This is a genomic window from Mumia sp. zg.B21, from assembly GCF_019550855.1.
In the GTDB taxonomy this organism is placed as follows: Bacteria; Actinomycetota; Actinomycetes; order Propionibacteriales; family Nocardioidaceae; genus Mumia.
In genome coordinates this window covers 999,229-1,016,431 of record NZ_JAHWCJ010000002.1, presented here as the reverse complement: position 1 = coordinate 1,016,431, position 17,203 = coordinate 999,229, and the positions used below count along the sequence as shown (strand labels likewise).

Below are 17,203 nucleotides of genomic sequence, written 5' to 3'. Positions count from 1 at the left end.
TTCCGTCGGTGTCGATCCTGACACCGTGATGACGGACGAGCCACCGGTCGATCGACACCTGGTGCAGGTTGCCGGAGCTCAGAGCTCCTCGTGCGTGTCCGGATCCCCGCCGCTGCGCGTCTGCGGACGGTCGCCGATCGCCACCATCTCCTCCTCGCTCAGTGAGAACCCGAAGACGTCGAGGTTGTCCCGCTGCCGTCGCGGGTCGCTCGACTTCGGGATCGGCACCACGCCACGCTGGACGTGCCACCGCAGCGTGACCTGGGCCGGGGTGACCCCGTGCCGCTCCGCGATCTCGACGATCGTCGCCTCGGTGAGAAGGTCGGTCTTGCGGGCGAGCGGCTGCCACGCCTCGGTGACGATCCCGTGGTCGGCGTCGTACGCCCGCAGCTCGTCCTGCACGAAGTAGGGGTGGAGCTCGATCTGGTTCACGACGGGAGCGACGCCGGTCTCGGCGACGAGGCGGTCGATCTGGTCGGGCGTGAAGTTGGAGACGCCGAGGCTGTTGACGAGCCCGTCGTCGCGCAGCCGGATCATCGCCCGCCACGAGTCGACGTACCGGTCGAGCCGCGGGAGAGGCCAGTGGATGAGATAGAGATCGACGTAGTCGAGCCCGAGCCGTTCGCGCGACTCACCGAAAGCGCGCAGCGTCGGCTCGTAGCCCTGATCCTCTCCACGCAGCTTGGTGGTGACGACCACCTCGTCACGAGGCACCTCGCTCATCGCGACGCCCTGCCCCACTCCCGCCTCGTTGCCGTACGAGGCGGCGGTGTCGACCAGGCGGTAGCCGATGTCGAGGGCGCTGCGGACGGCGTCGGCGGCTTCGGCGTCGTCCATCGGATAGGTTCCGAGGCCGATCGTCGGCAGCTCGAGCCCGTCGGCCATGGTCGTCGTGGGTGCCTTCATGACCCGAGCCTGGCACTGCCCCGGCACGGACGCAGAGCGGAAGCGGCTACCGCCGACGAAGACCGGTCAACACCCGGTCGAGCCCGGCGTGGGCCGCGTCGCGGACGGGCTCGCCCTCCTGAGCGAGCCACAGCGCGGTCTCGTTCATCGCCCCCGACAGCAAGGTCGCGAGTGCGGCGACCTCGTCGGGCGCGACGTCACCGCGCGTCCCGAGCTGGTGCAGCCCTTCCTCGAGGAGGCGGCGCGAGCTGGCCGCGTCCCCGTCACGCCACTCCTGCCATCCGAGGACGGCGGGACCGTCGACCAGCATCACACGGCGCGCACCGTCGGAGGCAGCAGCGTCGAGGAAGGCATGGCAGCCCGCGACCAGGCCTTCCCACGGATCGGACTCCGCGAGGGCCGCCGCCTGGACGGCGTCGCCGACCGACGCCTGCACCTTCGCCAGCGCCGCGGAGAACAGCCCACGCTTGCTCCCGAAGTGGTGGTAGACGGCACCGCGCGTCTGGCCAGCCGCGACAGCGACCTCTTCCAGCCCGACCGCGTCGTACCCGTGCTCGGCGAACAGTGCGCAGGCGAGATGCACGAGGTGGGCGCGGTTCACCTCGCTCTGCGCCTTCGACGAGCGACCCATCGGGAACCCTTTCCACAGATACATGCGCAGTGTATGTTACCTGATACCTACACTTCGCACGTATTTGGAGGAGCCATGACTCTCACGAGCTTCTACCCCGTGCTCGGGACGCACGACGTCGCCGAGGCGGCGACGTACTACGAGCAGTGGTTCGGCTTCCGCCGCACCTTCACGTCCGACTGGTACGTCAGCCTCGAACGCGACGGGTACGAGCTTGCGCTGCTCGATCCCGACCACCCCACAGTCCCGGGCGGGTACGGGGTCCCGGCACGCGGCACGATCCTGAACGTGGAGGTCGACGACGTCGACACCGAGTACGCACGACTGGTCACCGACGGAGGACTCACCCCCGTGCTGGAGCTCCGGTCGGAACCGTTCGGGCAGCGCCACTTCATCCTGGACGCACCCGGCGGCATCCTCGTCGACGTCATCACGCCGATCCCACCGAGCTCCGCGTACGCCGAGGCGTTCGACTCCGAGCAGCGCGCTGACCTCACGTCGAGTTGAGCGTCGAGGGTCGGGTCATGACGATCACCACGCTTCGACCTCACGGATGGCGTCGAGGTCGTCGTGGCGGGTGGCGTCTGCCGTCGGGGCTGCTCCTCGTCGGACGTGACGCCATCGCCGCCGGTCGCAGGACGAGGGCCGCGGCGAGGTCGACGGCCTCGTCCTTGGTGTACGCGCCGTGGTCGGCCGCCATGAAGTACTGCCCGATGGCCGTGGCGAACGCCAGGGTGCTGCGGGCCTCGATCTCGGACTCGTCGGTGATGTAGGTCCTGAACATCGCCCGCAGGAACTCGATGCGAATGTTGTCGACCCGGCGCAGACGCTCGGCCACGCCGTGGTCGTGCCGCGCCCAGGACCGGACGGCGAGGTCGATCGGCAGCAGGGCGTCGGAGAAGGTCAGCGCACCGGCGAGCTGCATCGTCTCGCGCGCACTCCGTCCCTCCTCCTCGGCGATGGCGATCGCCTCGTCGGTGCTGCGGCGCTCCCACTCGGCGAGCATCTGCTCCAGGAGCGCGTCGCGATTGGCGAAGTATCCGTAGAAGCCGCCCTTGGTCACTCCCAGCCTGGCAGCGAGGGTCTCGACACGGACAGCACCGGGCCCACCGTCGACGAGCGCCTCAAGTCCAGCGGTGATCCACCGCTCACGGGTGACGCGAGGGGAAGCGGGCATGTGACGACTCCTGGATCGAGGACCATTCCGCCGGACGGCGATATACGGTACCGTACATTATTCGGTGCCGTATACACGATGCAGGAGGCATCATGCAGCTACCCACCACCAGCTGGAGCGCGCTGGACGCACCCGACTACGCCGACGTCTTCTCGCACAGGTCCGACGTCGACACGACCGCCGAGCACTGGGCCCGAGTCATGTTCGGGAACACCCCGGGCCTGCTCGGGACGCTGCTCTTCCGTGGGCTACTGGGCCTCCGGATCACCCACCGCCGCTCGCGCGACACCATCGGAGGCTGGCGCGTCGCGGCGCGCACCGACGAGGCAGTCCGCCTGGAGGCCCGCTCATGGTTCCTCACCGGCGAGCTGGTCGTGCTGGCCGCTGCGGGCTCCGTCACGCTCGTGACCTCCATGCGCTACGACCGGCGCCTCGCGGCGATCGTCTGGCCGGCGATCGCCGTCGTCCACCGCCGCGTGGCGCCGGGGCTGCTGCGCGACGCCGCGACCGCCATCGCGCAGAAGAACCGGTGACCGCGGCAGAACGACGAAGGCCGGGTCCGCGACTGCGAACCCGGCCTTCGGCTGGTGGAGCTACGGGGATTCGAACCCCGGACCTTCTCATTGCGAACGAGACGCGCTACCAACTGCGCCATAGCCCCAAAGCGAGATCGAGATTACCACGCGATCAGATGGGTCCCGAACCCGGGGCGCGACGGCCCGTCAGTCACCGACGGCGCGACGGCCGACGTCGGAGTCGCTCTCGGCGACGCCCGTCCCGGCCGCACCGGCGGCAGGGCCGTCACCGAAGTCGATCGTCCGGACCGTCCGCGCGACGGCAGGCTTGGTGACGTAGGTCGGAAGGGTGACCGGCACCGGGTCCCAGAGCGTCGTGCCCGAGGTGGTGGCCGACGCGATCGCGTCGTGCACCTGCTGGTCGAGCGCACCCTCGGGCAGCGGACCGCGGACCATCACGTTGCGTCGAGCCGGCTCGTGGTCCTCGATCTGGCCGGAGAGGATCACGGTCATCTCGGTGTCGGGATCGACCTGGAGCTCGACGTCGCCCTCCGCCTCACGCGCAGCGCGTCGCTCGTCACGACGGGCCTCGCGACGGCGGGCACGGGCGGCGCGGGCCTCCGGGTCACTCACCCTTGGCAGCCGCACCGGTCGGCCGATCTCTCGGCGCACCATGACACGGCACAGCACCAGCCACGCGACGACCAGACCACCGGGGATCGCGGCGGCCCACGGCAGCAGGATGCCGGCCACGGACAGGCCGCCGACGACGGCGCACGCCGTGAGGAGGGTCAGCAGCACCCGACGACGACGGCGGGCCGCGAGACGAGCGGCCCGACGGTTGTGACGGCGCGGTGCGGGACGAGACTCGGACGCCTCGGCGGGCACGGCCTCGCTCTCGTCGGCCGGGGCGGGCGAGGCATCCGGAGTCACCTGGTCGGTGTCGTCCTTGCGGTGGGTGAGCACCCGCAGCGCCCCGGAGAAGCTGGTCACCGACCCGGCGCGCGTCGCCTCCTCGTGGCGTCGGAGCGCCAGAGGAACGCCGTACGCCACCCAGATGGCGATCACGGCTGCGAAGATCAGACCGGTACCCACAGATGAACCGTACGTGCTGCGGACGGTCACCCCTGCGGACCTCGCCCGGTGTGTCGCGCGGCGGTTCTTGCGGTGTCAGCGATCGACGCCGGCCGCGTCGGCCCTCGCGATGAGCCCGCCGGGCAGAACCTGCTCGGCGGTGATCGCGAACAGCAGGTGGTCGCGCCACGCCCCGTCGATGTGCAGGTAGCGCGGCGCCAGCCCCACCCGGTCGAAACCGAGCTTGTCGACGATGCGCAGGCTCGAACGGTTCTCCGGACGGATCGCGATCTCGATGCGGTGCAGTCCGAGCGCCTCGAAGCAGTGGTCGGTGGCGAGAGCCACCGCCGTGGTCGTGATGCCGCGACCGGCGTACGGCCGCGCGATCCAGTAGCCGATCTGCGCCCAGCGCGCCGAGCCCCAGGTCATCCCGGACACCGTGACCTGGCCGATCATCTCGTCGCCGCCGCCATACGTCGTCACGAACGGGAGCGCCCGACCCTGGGACGCCTGCTGCCGGAGCGAACGGACCGCCGCGCCGTACGAACGCGTCCCGGACGGCGCCGATCGCGGCAGCGTCGCCTCCCACCGGCCCAGCCAGTCGGACGACTCCTGCCGCAGCCGCGCCCACACCCGTGCGTCACCGCGGCGGATGGGGCGCAGGCCGACGTCGCCGTGCTGAAGCGTCGCCGGCCAGCCCGCGCTCAGGACGCACCTCCGGCGTCACGGACGTGGTCGACCCCGGCCACCTGCTCGACGGCATGGACGAGGACGTCGGCCAGCACGGCCAGCCCGTCGCGCACACCACCGCGCGAGCCCGGGAGGTTCACGACGACCGTCTGATCGGCGACCCCGGCCCGGCCGCGCGACAGCATGGCTGTCGGCACCCCGTGGGCGACGCCGTACGCGCGAATCGCCTCGGCCACGCCCGGAAGCTCGCGGTCCAGCACGTTCGCGGTCGCCTCGGGCGTGGCGTCCGTGGGACTGATCCCCGTCCCGCCGGTGGTGACGACGGCCGCGTGACGCAGGTCGACCGCCTCCCGGAGCGCCTCCTCGACAGGTGGTCCGTCGGGCACGACGAGCGGCTCGTCGACGTCGAAACCCCACTCGCGCAGGGCCTGCACGATCATCGGTCCGGTGGTGTCCTCGTAGACTCCGGCCGCGGCGCGGTTGGAGCAGGTGATCACGAGCGCCTTCACGTCGACCAGTCTCCGCTCTTGCCGCCCGACTTCGCGCGGACCCGGACCTCGGCGATCACGGCGTGCTTGTCGACCGCCTTGATCATGTCGACGACGGTGAGGGCCGCGACGCTGACCGAGGTCAACGCCTCCATCTCGACACCCGTCCGTCCCGTCGTCCGCACGGTCGCTGCGATCTCGACGCCGTCATCGACGACGTCCAGGTCGACCTCGACCCCGGTGATCGCGAGCGGGTGGCACAACGGCACGAGGTCGGGCGTGCGCTTGGCCGCCATGATGCCGGCGACCCGCGCGACCCCGAGCGCGTCGCCCTTCGGCACGTCACCGGACCGCAGGAGCGCCACGACCTCGGGGGTCGTCCGGACCATCCCGGTGGCGCGGGCCTCGCGACGGCTCTCGTCCTTGGCGGAAACGTCCACCATCCGTGCGGCACCCTGGTCGTCGACGTGGGTCAGACGCGGCTCGCCCATCAGAAGTCCCTGTCCAGGACGAGGACCTTCGCCGTGTCGCCGACGTGCAGCGCCGTCTCGTCCTCGTCGACGGAGATCAGGCAGTTGGCCCGCGCCAGGCCGGCGATCAGGTGGGATCCGGGGCCGCTCACGGGCGTCACACGGGCGCCGCGGGGTGAGACCTCGAACCAGCCGCGAAGGTACTGGCGGCGACCGGCAGGCGAGCGGATCTCCTCGGTCATGGTCGCCTGGATCAGCGGGCGGCGGTACGGGAGCCTGCCCATCATCCGCCGGAGCATCGGGAGGACGAAGACCTCGAACGACACGTACGACGACACCGGGTTGCCCGGCAGCGTGACGATCGGCGTCCGGTCGTCACCGACGGTGCCGAAGCCCTGTGGCTTGCCGGGCTGCATCGCGACCTCGCAGAACTCGACGGTCCCGAGGTCGGACAACGCGGCCTTCACGACGTCGTACGAACCCTTGCTGATCCCGCCGCTGGTGATGACGAGGTCGGCGCGGACGAGCTGGTCGGAGAGCACGTCGGCGAACTCACGGGGGTCGTCGGAGGTGATGCCGACCCGGTAGGCGATCGCACCGGCCGCCCTCGCGCACGCGGCGAGCATGTAGGAGTTGCCGTCGTAGATGGAGTCGTAGTCCAGGCGGGCACCAGGCTCACGCAGCTCGGTCCCGGTCGACAGGACCACGACGCGCGGGCGCGGACGCGCCTTGAGCCGGGCGAAACCGAGCGAGGCGAGGAGCCCCACCTCGCGCGGGCCGAGCACGGTGCCGGCCTCCGCGACCAGCTCACCCGCGGCCACGTCCTCGCCGGAGGGGCGGACGTTCTCGCCGGCCCGACGGGCCTGGTAGACCTGCACCTCGGCGTCGCCGCCGTCGGTCAGCTCGATCGGCACCACCGTGTCGGCCCCGGACGGCAGCGGTGCACCGGTCATGATCTTGACCGCGGTCTTGGAGGTCAGCGCCATAGGCGTGCTGGAGCCGGCGGCCTGCTCGCCCACGACGGGCAGCCGCACCGGGAACTCCCGGTTGGCACCGTGCACGTCGACCGCACGGACGGCGTAGCCGTCCATCGCGGAGTTCGTGAACCGCGGGAGGTCGATCGGGCTCACGACGTCGTCCACGAGCGGCAGGCCCATGGACTCCAGCAGCGGCTGCTCGTACGGCTGGAGCGGGCCGATCAGGTCGAGCAGCTTCGCGAGGTGCTCGTCGACGGTACGCATGAGCGACAGCCTAAGACCCTTCGAGCACCGTTCCGTCGTCGATCGTCCCCGGTGAGCCCTCGGCGGGCACCGTGACCTCCCCGACGACACGGACGCCGGCCCCGAAGGTCCAGTCCCCCTGCACCGTGAACGCCGTGGCGTCGGCCAGCGAGACAGGTCCACGGGGGAACCGCGCGTCGAAGTCGCGGACCAGCTTGTAGTGCTTCTTGTCGAGCCTCACCAGCGGCGCGTCCTCGCGGCGCGCGACGAGGTGGAAGTCCTCGTCGAGGTCGTAGAAGTCCGACCGGACCAGCAGCAGGTCGTCGGTCGTCTTGACCGGCAGGAAGCGTTCGCGCTCCACCTCGATGGCGACGGCACCGTCGAAGACCTCGACCGCCGCACCCATCGCGGACTCGACCTGGATCACCTCCGGCGAGGTCGGGTCCGTCGGGTCGACGGTCTTGACGTTCTTGATCAGCGGGAGCCCCAGGACGCCGTCGCGCGCCTCGATGACGGCCGCGAGCGCCTCGAGGTCGAACCAGAGGTTGTTGGTGTGGAACCAGCGGTGGCGGGTGGTGTCGTCGGCGAGCGCCTGGTCCTCCTTCGGCGTCTGTGCCGTCTCGCGCAGCACGAGCCGACCGTCGGACTTGCGACGGACGAGGTAGCCGCCCTTGACGTCGGCCGGAGTACGGCGGCACACCTCGGCGGCGTACGGCGCGGAGGACTGCGCGAACCACCCGGCCATCCGCGGGCTGGGATAGCTGCCGAGGTTGTCGGAGTTCGAGACGGAGGCGTAGCGGTACCCGGCCTCGATCAGAGCCGCGAGCGTGCCGGACGCGTCGAGCGCGGTGTAGAGGTCTCCGTGGCCGGGCGGAGTCCACTCCAGAGTCGGGTCCTTCGGCCACGACACCGGCGTGAGGTCGTCGGCACGCAGCTTGGGCTCCTTGTTCTGGAGGAAGTCCAACGGAAGGCCCTCGACCGGGACGTCCGGGTGCTGGGTCAGCGCGTCCAGCGTGTCCTCGCGGGTCCGGAAGCTGTCCATCAGGATCAGCGGGAGGTCGGTGTCGTAGACGCTGCGCACGCGCCGTACCTGCTCCACCACGATGTCGAGGAACGTCCGCTCGCCACGGACCGGCAGCAGCGACTTGGCCTTGTCCATGCCCATCGAGGTCCCGAGCCCGCCGTTGAGCTTGATGACGACCGTGCGCGCCAGAGCGTCGCGCATCTGGCTCTCGTCCACCTGGGCGTCGGCCAGCCTCGGCGGCGGGTCGAGCGGGTCGATGTCGGACTCGTGGATCATGCCGGTCGCGCCGGCCTCAAGCTCGGCGTAGTGGTGGGCGAAGACCTCGATCGCCCGAGGAGGGACTCCCGCCGCCACCATCGTCTCCCGAGCAGCGGTCAGTCCCTGTTCACTCATGCCGCTCATCGTAGGCACTACCGTCGTCGTGTGACGGACAAGAGACTGCTGCGCGAGCAGCTGCTCGAGGCCCGCGCCGACCTCGACGAGGCCGCGGTGGCAGCCGCCGGCACGGCCCTGGGCCGTCGCGCCCACGCTCTCGTCCGCGAGCACGCCGGACGTTCGGTGGCGGCGTACCTGTCGGTCGGTCGGGAGCCGCCCACCTGGCCGCTGCTCGACGCGCTGCTCGCCGAGGACGTCGAGGTCGTCGTCCCCCGGGCGCTCCCCCGCAGGCAGCTGAGCTGGGTCCGGTACGCCGGCCGGGACGCGCTGGTCATCGGTCGGTTCGGCATCCCCGAGCCTCGTGGCGAGGCAGTCCCCGACGCCCTGGCGGGCACCGACGTCGCGATCGTGCCCGCGCTCGCGGTCGACGCCGCCGGGTTCCGTCTCGGCCGCGGCGGCGGCTACTACGACGAGGCGCTCGCGTCGTGCGAGCGTCCCCTGCGGGTCGCGCTCGTCTACGACCACGAGCACGTCGACGACGTCCACCCGGAGGCTCACGACCAACGCGTCGACGTGGCGCTCAGCCCGGCCAGGACCGTCGAGCTGCCTCCGCGCTGACGAGGTCGCTCAGTGTTCGAGCCGGGGCGTCAGCGTCAGCTCGTCGTCGGCCGCCGCCTTGACCTTCTCAGGCGAGAACGGCCAGGCCAGGGTCTTGCCGTCCGCCCACAACGAGGTCTGGTCGACGTAGTTGCCGTGGAACGCGTGCCCGGAGACGCCCGTCAGGTTGATCCACCGTGAGCGGTCCAGGTCGTCGAGGTCGACGACCATCCGCATCGACGGCACCGCGGTCACCTCGTAGCCCTTCGCCGCGTCCCACGCGGTCGCGTCGACGAGACCGGACCCGCCGGCGACAGCGTACGGCCCGCGGTTGAACAGCCGCTCGACGAGCGCGATCCCCGACGTCCCGAGCGTCTGGTTCTCCAGAGTCAGCGTGTGCACCCGTCCCCACGTCCACCGGGTGGGATCCAGCGACTGCAGCCGCGTCATCTCGTCGCGGGCGTCCCGCATCGCCGTCCGAAGGACGTCGTCGCGCGTCTCGCGCTCCCGCTTGGTCGTCCGATCGTCCCACCAGCTGCTGTCGGGTGCGTTGAGGAGCCGGCGGACCACCTCGAACCAGCGCTCGCCACCCGCCGGCCACACGTCCTGGGGCAGGTCGTCGTGGAACGTGCGGGCCAGCAGGTTGCGCCACACCGAGGCGAAGTAGGCAGCGGCTCCGGAGTCGCGGTCCTGCTTCATGTCCCAGTCCCGAAGGAGGTCCTGCCCGTCGGCGTAGTAGCCCGAGCCGAGGTCGACCTCGAGGAGGTACGGCATCAGGGTGTTGGCCTGGCTGTTGTAGGTGTCGTTCTGGATCCGGGACATGTCGTCGACGTCCAGCTTGGACGTCGACGACAGGAGGTCGATGATCCGCTGGCTGCGGTAGCCGGCCGCCTGCCCGGTCCCGATCAGGTACGGGTACTGCCGGCCGATCACCTGCTGGTTGGCCGAGACCACGTAGCCCTCGGCAGGGTTGAGGACCGACGGCAGCTCGGCGTACGGGATGAAGCCCTTCCAGCGGTACGTCGGGTCCCAGCCCGGGACCGGCCACCGACCGTCGCCGCGCGCCCGGATCGGGATCGAGCCCGGCGCCTGGTAGCCGATGTTGCCCGAGCGGTCGGCGTAGACGAGGTTCTGCGACGGCACGGCGAAGTGGCGAGCGGCCTTGCGGAAGCCTGCCCAGTCGCTGGCCTTGCCGATGCCGAAGACGGCGTCCATGGTGCGTCCCGGTGTGAGGGCGGTCCACTGCAGCGAGACGCCGAACTCCGTCCCGCCTCCCTCCCGCTCGGCGACGTCCTCGAGCGTCTCGTCGACGTCGGAGAGGACAGGGCCGTGCCGGGTCTCGCGGACGGTGATCGTCTCCGGCTCGTCCTGGCCCGCGACCTCGAACGTCTCCGTCCGGCGGATCAGCGGACGCCACGTGCCGTCGTACAGATAGCGGTCACCCTCGATCCGCTCGACGTAGAGGTCGGTGACGTCGGCGTACATCGTGGTGAACCCCCAGGCGATGTCGGCGTTGTGGCCGATCACCACCCCTGGCATGCCGGAGAACGTGAATCCGGCGACGTCGAACGGGCAGTCGTCGTCGACCACGCGGCAGTGCAGGCCCATCTGGTGCCAGATGCCGGGCATGCTCGGCGCCAGGTGGGGGTCGTTGGCCAGGATCGGCTGACCCGTCGCGCTGCGCTCGCCGGAGACCGCCCACGCGTTGGAGCCGGTCCCCTCCCCGAAGCCGAGCAACGTCGGAAGGCCCGCGGCGACCTGGGAGACACCCCGCATCGACCCGACGAGGTCCTTCAGGCCGTCGGCGTCGAGTGCGGGGGAGACCGACGACGACTCGTCGACGGCCGCCACCGCGTCCGCGCTGTCCGGAGCCGCCTCCGCGCGGTCGGTGTCGGCGTTGCGTCGGCGACCAGCCGACTGGTCGAACGCGTCACCGTCCACCGTCCCCCGGGTCACGATCGGGTCGTGCCGGCGGAACGGGAAGCCCGGATAGAGGGTGTCGACCTGCGAACGGGTCAGCTTCTCGGTCGAGAGCACCCGGTCGATCTCGTCGCCCATGTTGCTGCGCAGGTCCCACGCCATCGCCTTGAGCCAGGCCAGCGAGTCGACCGGTGTCCACGGCTCCGGCTCGTAGTCGGGACCGGTGAGCGCGAGGACGGAGTACTCGAGGCCCAGCGCCGCGGGCTCGCGATCGCCGACGTAGGCGTTGACACCACGGGCGTACGCCTCGAGGTAGCGACGCGTCGACGGCGACACCTTGGCGAGCTCCTGCTCGGCGACCCGCCGCCAGCCCATCGTCCGTACGACCTTGTCGGTCTCGAGAGCCGACTCGCCGAAGAGCTCGGCAAGCCGGCCGGCCGTGACGTGGCGACGGAAGTCCATCTCGAAGAAGCGGTCCTGCGCGTGGACGTAGCCCTGCGCCAGGAACAGGTCCTCGGCGGTGTCGGCATAGACCTGCGGGATGCCGCGGTCGTCACGCAGGACCTCCACCTCGGCACTCAGCCCGGGGATCTGGACGGAACCGGTGCGGTCGGGGAACGGCCGACGCACGGTCACCACGGCGACCGCCGCCATCGCGACGAGAGCGACCGCGAGGACGATCGCGACGACCACGACGAGGCGCCGGGTCAGGACAGGACGGAGTCGCAGGGCCAGGGCACGCACCTGTGCATTGTGCCGCTCACGTCCCTCCGCCGGCACGGCGGGACGGGTCACGGACCTCGGCGCGGACTTCTCCGACCAGCTCCTCGAGGACGTCCTCGAGCATCACGACCCCCAGCTCGGCGCCGTCGTCGCCCACCACACGGGCCATGTGGGCGCCTCTCTGCTGCATCAGGCGGAGAGCGTCGTAGAGCCGCGACCCTCGGCGTACGGAGCCGAGCGGGCGGATCCACTTCGCCGGGATCGGGCGTGTCGCCTCCGAGACCTCGAGCGCGTCCTTGATGTGCAGGTAGCCGACGAGCGCGTCGTGGGAGTCGGTCACCGGGAAGCGCGAGTAGCCCGTCCGGGCGCAGGCCTCCTCGACGTCGGCGCGGGTCGCCCCGACCGGGACCGCGACGAGCTCGCCGCGTGGCAGCAGGACCCGCTCCACCGTGCCCGCCTCGAAGCCGAGCGCTCCGGACACCAGCTCGTACTCCTCGGAGTCGAGCAGACCCTCGCGGTGCGACTCGTCGATCAGACCGGCGACCTCGTCGGAGGTGAAGGTGCTGCCGACCTCGTCCTTCGGCTCGAGACGGGCCAGGCGGACGGCACCGTTGGCGATCGCGTTCAGCGCGACGACGAACGGCTTCAGCAACCAGATCATCCCGAGCATGAACGGTCCGAGCCACAGCACGGCCCGGTCGGGACCGGCCAGTGCGATGTTCTTCGGGACCATCTCGCCCAGCACGACGTGCAGGTAGGTGACGATCGCCATCGCGATCACGAAAGAGATCGGGTGGACGAGCGCGTGGGGTACGGCGAGCGCCTCGAAGAGCGGCTCGAACAGGTGCGCGATGGCGGGCTCGCCGACGGCACCGAGCCCGAGGGAGCAGAGCGTGATGCCGAGCTGCGCGGCGGCCATCGCGAGGCTGACCCGCTGCATCGCGCGGATCGCCAGCCTGGCGGGTCTCGAGCCCGCGCGCGCCTTCGGCTCCAGCTGGGTGCGGCGCGCGGAGATCAACGCGAACTCGGCGGCGACGAAGAGCGCGTTGAGGGCGAGCAGCACGATGACGAGGAGGATCGCGAGCAGGGGGTTCATCGGCCGTCCTCCTCGTCGTCGTCGACCGGGTCCGCGTCGACGACGAGGATGACGCGGTCGATCCGACGACCGTCCATCCGGTCGACCCGCAGCCGGACCGCGACGGTGGTCACCTGCTCGCCCGCGACCACGGGCACCACGAGCGAGACCACGTCACCGACCGTCGCCAGTCGGCCGAGGTGCTGCACGATCAGGCCGGCGACCGTCTCGTAGTCGTCGCCCTCCGGCAACGGCACGCCGGTCTGCGCACGCACCTCGTCGGGACGCAGCATCCCCGACAGCACCCAGGTGCCGTCGGGCCGTGACCGCAGCTGCGCCGACGCGCGGTCGTGCTCGTCGGAGATGTCGCCGACGAGCTCCTCGACGAGGTCCTCCAGCGTCACGACGCCGTCGGTCCCGCCGTACTCGTCGAGCACGACCGCGATCTGGAGCCGCTGCTCGCGCAGCAGGACCAGCAGCGGATCCAGCTCGATCGAGTCCGGGACCGTCAGTGCGGGCGACGCGAGCTCCGCGAGGCGGACCGTGCGCCGTCGGTCGGGGGGTACGGAGACCGCGTCCTTGACGTGGACGACGCCGACGAGGTCGTCGAGGTTCTCGCCGATCACCGGGAAGCGCGAGTGCCCTGAGGACCGCACGGCGTCGACGAGGTCCTGCGCGGTGTCGCGGCGGTCGAGGAACTTCACCCGGACCCGTGGCGTCCGGACGTCGGCGGCCGTGCGGTCACCGAACTCGATCGACCGGGCGACTAGGTCGGCCGTCGGACGGTCCAGCGCGCCCTCGTCGGCCGACCGCCGCACCAGCGAGCTGAGCTCGTACGGCGAGCGCGCCGACCGCAACTCCTCCTGCGGCTCGATGCCGATGCTGCGGAGCAGCGCGTTGGCGGACCCGTTCAGAGCGCGGATGGGCAGCGCCATCGCGGTCGTGAACCCGCGCTGAAGGCCTTGCACGGCACGAGCGGTGGCCATCGGCGCGGTGAGCGCGAGGTTCTTGGGGATCAGCTCGCCCACGAGCATCGTGACGAAGGTGCTGAGCAGGAGCGCCACCAGGTAGGACGTCGCCGACAGCGAACCGCCGGTGATCCCCGCTCCCTCGAGCGGCCCGCGCAGGAGCTGGCCGATCGCCGGCTCGGCGAGGAAGCCGATCACCAGGTTGGTGATCGTGATGCCCAGCTGGGCGCTGCTCAGCTGGGTCGACAGCGTCCGAAGCCCGCCGAGCAGACCCACGGCCCGCTTGTCGCCGGCGGCGGCGGCGCGCTCGACCGAGGGCCGGTCGACGGTGACGAAGGAGAATTCGGCGGCGACGAAGACGCCACAGGCGAGCATGAGGAGGAAGGAGGTGAGAAGGAGTAACCACTCGGTCATCAGAGAACCAGCGTAGCGGGGCGCCAGGGAATCTCAGGTGGGGCCGACGTTGTTCTCCCAGGTGGCGCCCCGCACAATGGGCGCTGGAATCGGTACGGCTGCCCGCCCGGGGCGGCCGTACGCGCGAGCGCCAGAAGGAACGACCGTGCCGACTTACCAGTACCAGTGCACCGACTGCGGCGAACCGCTGGAGGTGCAGCAGAGCTTCACCGACGACGCCCTGACGGTGTGCCCGTCCTGCGAGGGACGCCTGCGCAAGGTGTTCAACGCGGTGGGTGTCGTCTTCAAGGGCAGCGGGTTCTACCGCAACGACAGCCGCTCGACCTCCTCGAGCGCCTCACCGGCGACACCGTCGTCCTCGTCGAGCGACGGGGGAAGCGGCTCGTCAGGCACCACGACCGACACCGCGTCCTCGTCGAGCACCTCGTCGTCGACCACCTCGTCGTCGACCACCAGCCCCGCCAAGACGACCGCCTGACCCGACCACCTCGTCCGCACCCCGTCTCCCTGTGGAGACGGGGTGCGCGACTGTCGGCGGCTGTGGACGGTGGTGACGGGCGCCACCGTCGTCGCGCCAGAGTGCGGTCATGCCCGCCTCGCGCCTTCTCGACGTCCTGGGACCGTGGCGCCGTCGCATCCGGACTCACCGCCGCCCTCTCGCGGCTGCCTGCGCGGCGGCGTCGGTCCTCGTGGCCATCCACGCGGCGCGCCCTGATCCCGGTCCGACCGCGACGGTCCTGGTTGCGACAGAGACTTTGAGGTCCGGGAGCCGGCTGGGCCCTGGCGAGGTCGAGCAGGTCGCGGTGCCCACCGACCTCGCGCCTGCCGAGGCGCTCTCGTCGCTCGAGGAGGCCCACGGACGCGTGGTCGCGGCTCCGGTCCCGGACGGAGCGGTCCTCACCCGGTTCTCCGTCGTCGGGCCTGGTCTCCTCGAGGGTTACCGTCGTGGCACCGCCCTGGTCAGCGTGCGGCTCGCTGACCCGGCGACGGTGACGCCGGTGCGCGTGGGCGACAGCGTGGACGTGGTGGGCACCGACCCCCGCGGCAGCGCGCCGCCACGAGTGCTCGCCCGGAGAGCGCAGGTCGCAGCGCTCCCCGCGGCCGAGGGCGACGACCGCGCCGTGCTGGTCCTCGCCGTGGATGCGACGACCGCGCGGACGCTCTCCGGTGCCGGCGTCTCCTGGCACCTGTCGGTGACCGTGGTCGTCTGAGGGGGCCGACGGGTCGCCCCAGGGGGGCCGATTGTGGTGAGGTTGGTGCGTCACACCACCGCATTCACGGGAGGCTCCGCATGGCCGGGATGGTCGCAGGGTTCAAAGAGTTCATCATGCGCGGCAACGTCGTGGACCTCGCGGTCGCGGTCGTCATGGGCACAGCCGTCACCCAGCTGGTGACCGCCTTCACCGCGTCCTTCATCGATCCCCTCCTGGCAGCGATCGGTGGGACGGACGCCAACGGGCTGGGCTTCCAGCTCACCGGCTCCGGAAAGGACACGTTCGTCGACGTCGGCGCGTTCATCACCGCGGTGATCAACTTCCTGATCATCGCCGCGGTGCTGTATTTCCTCATCGTGCTGCCGATGAACAGGTTCCGAGAGCGGTTCGCCAAGCCGAGCGACGACGCGCCCCCGCCCGAGGACGTGGCGCTGCTGCGCGACATCCGGGACGAGCTGCGCCTGAGCCGCGAAGGCCGCAACCGCCCGAGTGACGGACCGAGCAACCGCCCGAGCGGCACGCCCGACGCCTGACCGACGAAGGTCGTCAGTCAGCCGCCGTGGTGCGGCGGGACGTCTCGGCGCATCTCCTCGTCACGGCCGCCCTCGCGCTCGCTCCATCCCTCGGCGGTCTCGTCGCGGGTCGTCGCCGGGACGATGTCTCCGAGCAGGCGGGCTGCTCGGAGACGTCGCTGGCGCGCCTGCTCGGCCGTGCGGACCTCGGACGTCTGCCGAGACGTCCGGTCAGGACCAGGGGCGTCCTCAGGCACTCGCGGCCTCCATCACCATCGGTGCGAGCCACCCGGCGTCGAACCGCGGGTGGGCGGGTGTCCATCCGGTCGCGCGATGGAACCGCTCGGAGCTGACCCGCTGCGACCGCGTCAGCCACTCGAGGCGGTCCCCGCCGAGACGGAGCACGAGGCGTCGGTAGAACCCCGCCTGCTCCTGCCCCACCGCCTCGGCGAACGCAGCGACCAGCTCGCTGCGACGGACTGGCTCCGCCCCGACGTTGTAGGTGCCCGACGGCGCGTCGAGGGCGGCGAGCACCGCGCCCCCGATGTCGTCGGGGTGGACGACGTGGGTCCATGACTGCGGTCTGCCCATGCCGACCGCCTGGCCGGCGCGCGCGCGGGCCAGACGCCACCGGGTGACCGCGTCGTCGCCGACGATCGTCCCGAACCGGAGGACCACGGCCGCCCGGTGCGCTGACGCGAACTGGTCGGCGTGGGTCTCGGCAAGGACGACGGGCTCCGCGGCGCACGACACGGCGATGGGGCTGTCCTCGTCGATCAACCGGTTGCCGTGGTCGGCGTACACGAACGAGACGCTCTCCTGGACCAGTCTCGTGACACCGGCCTCCGCTGCGGCCTCGGCGACGTTGCGAGAGCCCTCGACGTGGATGCGGTCGTTCGACTTCCACGCACCGGGCCTGATGCCGGTGGTGCCGACGGGCATGTGCGTGGCGAGGTTGGCGACGGCCTGGCAGCCTCGCATGGCGTCGACGAGACCAGCGCGGTCGAACAGGCTCGCCCGGACGGAGGCGATGCCACGCGCCCGGTGGGTCGCGGCATTGTCATCGCTGCGGGCGAGGGCGACGACCTCGTGACCGGCGCCCTGGAGGGCTGCGGTCACGGAGCGACCCATCACTCCGGTGCCGCCTGTGACGAAGACTCTCACCGTGGTGCTGCTCCAGGTGCTGTCCGGGGCAGATCGGGCCACGAAC

20 protein-coding genes and 1 tRNA gene are annotated in these 17,203 nt (G+C 71.1%); 6 read left to right on the top strand and 15 right to left on the bottom strand.

The annotated features are described in order from the left end of the window. Positions 1-78: 78 nt before the first annotated feature. Both KV100_RS13770 and KV100_RS13765 read right to left on the bottom strand, forming a co-directional pair. The gene (locus KV100_RS13770; protein ID WP_220343590.1) at positions 79-906 is read right to left on the bottom strand and encodes an aldo/keto reductase; all 828 of its coding nucleotides are present in this window, start codon (positions 904-906) and stop codon (positions 79-81) included. Between the two features lie 46 nt (positions 907-952). Next, positions 953-1,537 carry a TetR/AcrR family transcriptional regulator gene (locus tag KV100_RS13765; RefSeq protein WP_220343589.1) on the bottom strand — a complete coding sequence of 195 codons (585 nt, stop codon included), beginning with the start codon at positions 1,535-1,537 and terminating at the stop codon, positions 953-955. A 75-nt stretch (positions 1,538-1,612) separates the two neighbouring features. On the opposite strand from KV100_RS13765, the gene KV100_RS13760 reads away from it, so the two are divergent. After that, a complete protein-coding gene (locus KV100_RS13760; protein ID WP_220343588.1) occupies positions 1,613-2,044 on the top strand; it encodes a VOC family protein in 432 nt (143 codons plus the stop codon). A gap of 40 nt (positions 2,045-2,084) precedes the next feature. Here KV100_RS13760 and KV100_RS13755 read toward each other — a convergent pair whose 3' ends face one another. Then, entirely contained in the window at positions 2,085-2,714 is a 630-nt protein-coding gene (locus KV100_RS13755; protein WP_220343587.1) for a TetR/AcrR family transcriptional regulator, read from the bottom strand. A 92-nt stretch (positions 2,715-2,806) separates the two neighbouring features. Between KV100_RS13755 and KV100_RS13750 the strand changes: the two genes are divergently transcribed. Next, complete coding sequence (locus KV100_RS13750) at positions 2,807-3,247, top strand: DUF2867 domain-containing protein (RefSeq protein WP_220343586.1); 441 nt, start codon at positions 2,807-2,809, stop codon at positions 3,245-3,247. A 52-nt stretch (positions 3,248-3,299) separates the two neighbouring features. On the opposite strand, the gene KV100_RS13745 is transcribed toward KV100_RS13750, so the two are convergent. The 7 genes from KV100_RS13745 to KV100_RS13715 all read right to left on the bottom strand — a co-directional run bounded on the left by KV100_RS13745 (position 3,300) and on the right by KV100_RS13715 (position 8,588). Next, a tRNA-Ala gene (locus tag KV100_RS13745) sits at positions 3,300-3,375 on the bottom strand. A gap of 61 nt (positions 3,376-3,436) precedes the next feature. Beyond that, positions 3,437-4,324 carry a hypothetical protein gene (locus KV100_RS13740; RefSeq protein ID WP_220343585.1) on the bottom strand — a complete coding sequence of 296 codons (888 nt, stop codon included), beginning with the start codon at positions 4,322-4,324 and terminating at the stop codon, positions 3,437-3,439. A gap of 75 nt (positions 4,325-4,399) precedes the next feature. Beyond that, positions 4,400-4,966: a GNAT family N-acetyltransferase gene (locus KV100_RS13735; protein ID WP_255560885.1), complete on the bottom strand. Its 567-nt coding sequence runs from the start codon at positions 4,964-4,966 to the stop codon at positions 4,400-4,402. 41 nt (positions 4,967-5,007) lie between these two features. Continuing rightward, positions 5,008-5,502, bottom strand: a complete 495-nt coding sequence (locus KV100_RS13730) for a molybdenum cofactor biosynthesis protein B (protein WP_220343584.1) — start codon at positions 5,500-5,502, stop codon at positions 5,008-5,010. Beyond that, positions 5,499-5,972, bottom strand: a complete 474-nt coding sequence (moaC, locus tag KV100_RS13725; protein ID WP_220343583.1) for a cyclic pyranopterin monophosphate synthase MoaC — start codon at positions 5,970-5,972, stop codon at positions 5,499-5,501. Before moaC ends, KV100_RS13730 begins: the two co-directional genes overlap by 4 nt. Further along, positions 5,972-7,192, bottom strand: a complete 1,221-nt coding sequence (gene glp, locus KV100_RS13720) for a gephyrin-like molybdotransferase Glp (protein ID WP_220343582.1) — start codon at positions 7,190-7,192, stop codon at positions 5,972-5,974. The genes moaC and glp overlap by 1 nt, the downstream gene beginning before the upstream one ends. A gap of 10 nt (positions 7,193-7,202) precedes the next feature. Next, the gene (locus KV100_RS13715) at positions 7,203-8,588 is read right to left on the bottom strand and encodes a UTP--glucose-1-phosphate uridylyltransferase (protein WP_220343581.1); all 1,386 of its coding nucleotides are present in this window, start codon (positions 8,586-8,588) and stop codon (positions 7,203-7,205) included. A 30-nt stretch (positions 8,589-8,618) separates the two neighbouring features. Here KV100_RS13715 and KV100_RS13710 point away from each other — a divergent pair, with 30 nt between their 5' ends. Further along, complete coding sequence (locus KV100_RS13710; RefSeq protein ID WP_220343580.1) at positions 8,619-9,188, top strand: 5-formyltetrahydrofolate cyclo-ligase; 570 nt, start codon at positions 8,619-8,621, stop codon at positions 9,186-9,188. A 9-nt stretch (positions 9,189-9,197) separates the two neighbouring features. Here KV100_RS13710 and KV100_RS13705 read toward each other — a convergent pair whose 3' ends face one another. From KV100_RS13705 to KV100_RS13695, 3 genes are read right to left on the bottom strand one after another with little or no spacing between them, the layout of a single operon-like run. After that, positions 9,198-11,831 (bottom strand): penicillin acylase family protein, encoded by a 2,634-nt coding sequence (locus KV100_RS13705; protein WP_308291440.1) that lies wholly within the window; start codon positions 11,829-11,831, stop codon positions 9,198-9,200. 16 nt (positions 11,832-11,847) lie between these two features. Continuing rightward, positions 11,848-12,906, bottom strand: a complete 1,059-nt coding sequence (locus tag KV100_RS13700) for a hemolysin family protein (protein ID WP_220343579.1) — start codon at positions 12,904-12,906, stop codon at positions 11,848-11,850. Continuing rightward, the gene (locus KV100_RS13695) at positions 12,903-14,267 is read right to left on the bottom strand and encodes a hemolysin family protein (protein WP_220343578.1); all 1,365 of its coding nucleotides are present in this window, start codon (positions 14,265-14,267) and stop codon (positions 12,903-12,905) included. The genes KV100_RS13700 and KV100_RS13695 overlap by 4 nt, the downstream gene beginning before the upstream one ends. 145 nt (positions 14,268-14,412) lie before the next feature. On the opposite strand from KV100_RS13695, the gene KV100_RS13690 reads away from it, so the two are divergent. The 3 genes from KV100_RS13690 to mscL all read left to right on the top strand — a co-directional run bounded on the left by KV100_RS13690 (position 14,413) and on the right by mscL (position 16,014). Beyond that, positions 14,413-14,745, top strand: coding sequence for an FmdB family zinc ribbon protein (locus KV100_RS13690; protein ID WP_220343577.1), 333 nt, complete (start codon positions 14,413-14,415; stop codon positions 14,743-14,745). A 109-nt stretch (positions 14,746-14,854) separates the two neighbouring features. After that, positions 14,855-15,478: an SAF domain-containing protein gene (locus KV100_RS13685; protein WP_220343576.1), complete on the top strand. Its 624-nt coding sequence runs from the start codon at positions 14,855-14,857 to the stop codon at positions 15,476-15,478. An 80-nt stretch (positions 15,479-15,558) separates the two neighbouring features. Beyond that, positions 15,559-16,014 carry a large conductance mechanosensitive channel protein MscL gene (gene mscL, locus KV100_RS13680; protein WP_255560606.1) on the top strand — a complete coding sequence of 152 codons (456 nt, stop codon included), beginning with the start codon at positions 15,559-15,561 and terminating at the stop codon, positions 16,012-16,014. 17 nt (positions 16,015-16,031) lie between these two features. Here mscL and KV100_RS13675 read toward each other — a convergent pair whose 3' ends face one another. Together KV100_RS13675 and KV100_RS13670 are read right to left on the bottom strand one after the other, a co-directional pair. Then, positions 16,032-16,250 carry a hypothetical protein gene (locus KV100_RS13675; RefSeq protein WP_220343575.1) on the bottom strand — a complete coding sequence of 73 codons (219 nt, stop codon included), beginning with the start codon at positions 16,248-16,250 and terminating at the stop codon, positions 16,032-16,034. Further along, positions 16,243-17,157 carry an NAD(P)-dependent oxidoreductase gene (locus tag KV100_RS13670; RefSeq protein ID WP_301022296.1) on the bottom strand — a complete coding sequence of 305 codons (915 nt, stop codon included), beginning with the start codon at positions 17,155-17,157 and terminating at the stop codon, positions 16,243-16,245. Before KV100_RS13670 ends, KV100_RS13675 begins: the two co-directional genes overlap by 8 nt. Positions 17,158-17,203 lie beyond the last annotated feature (46 nt).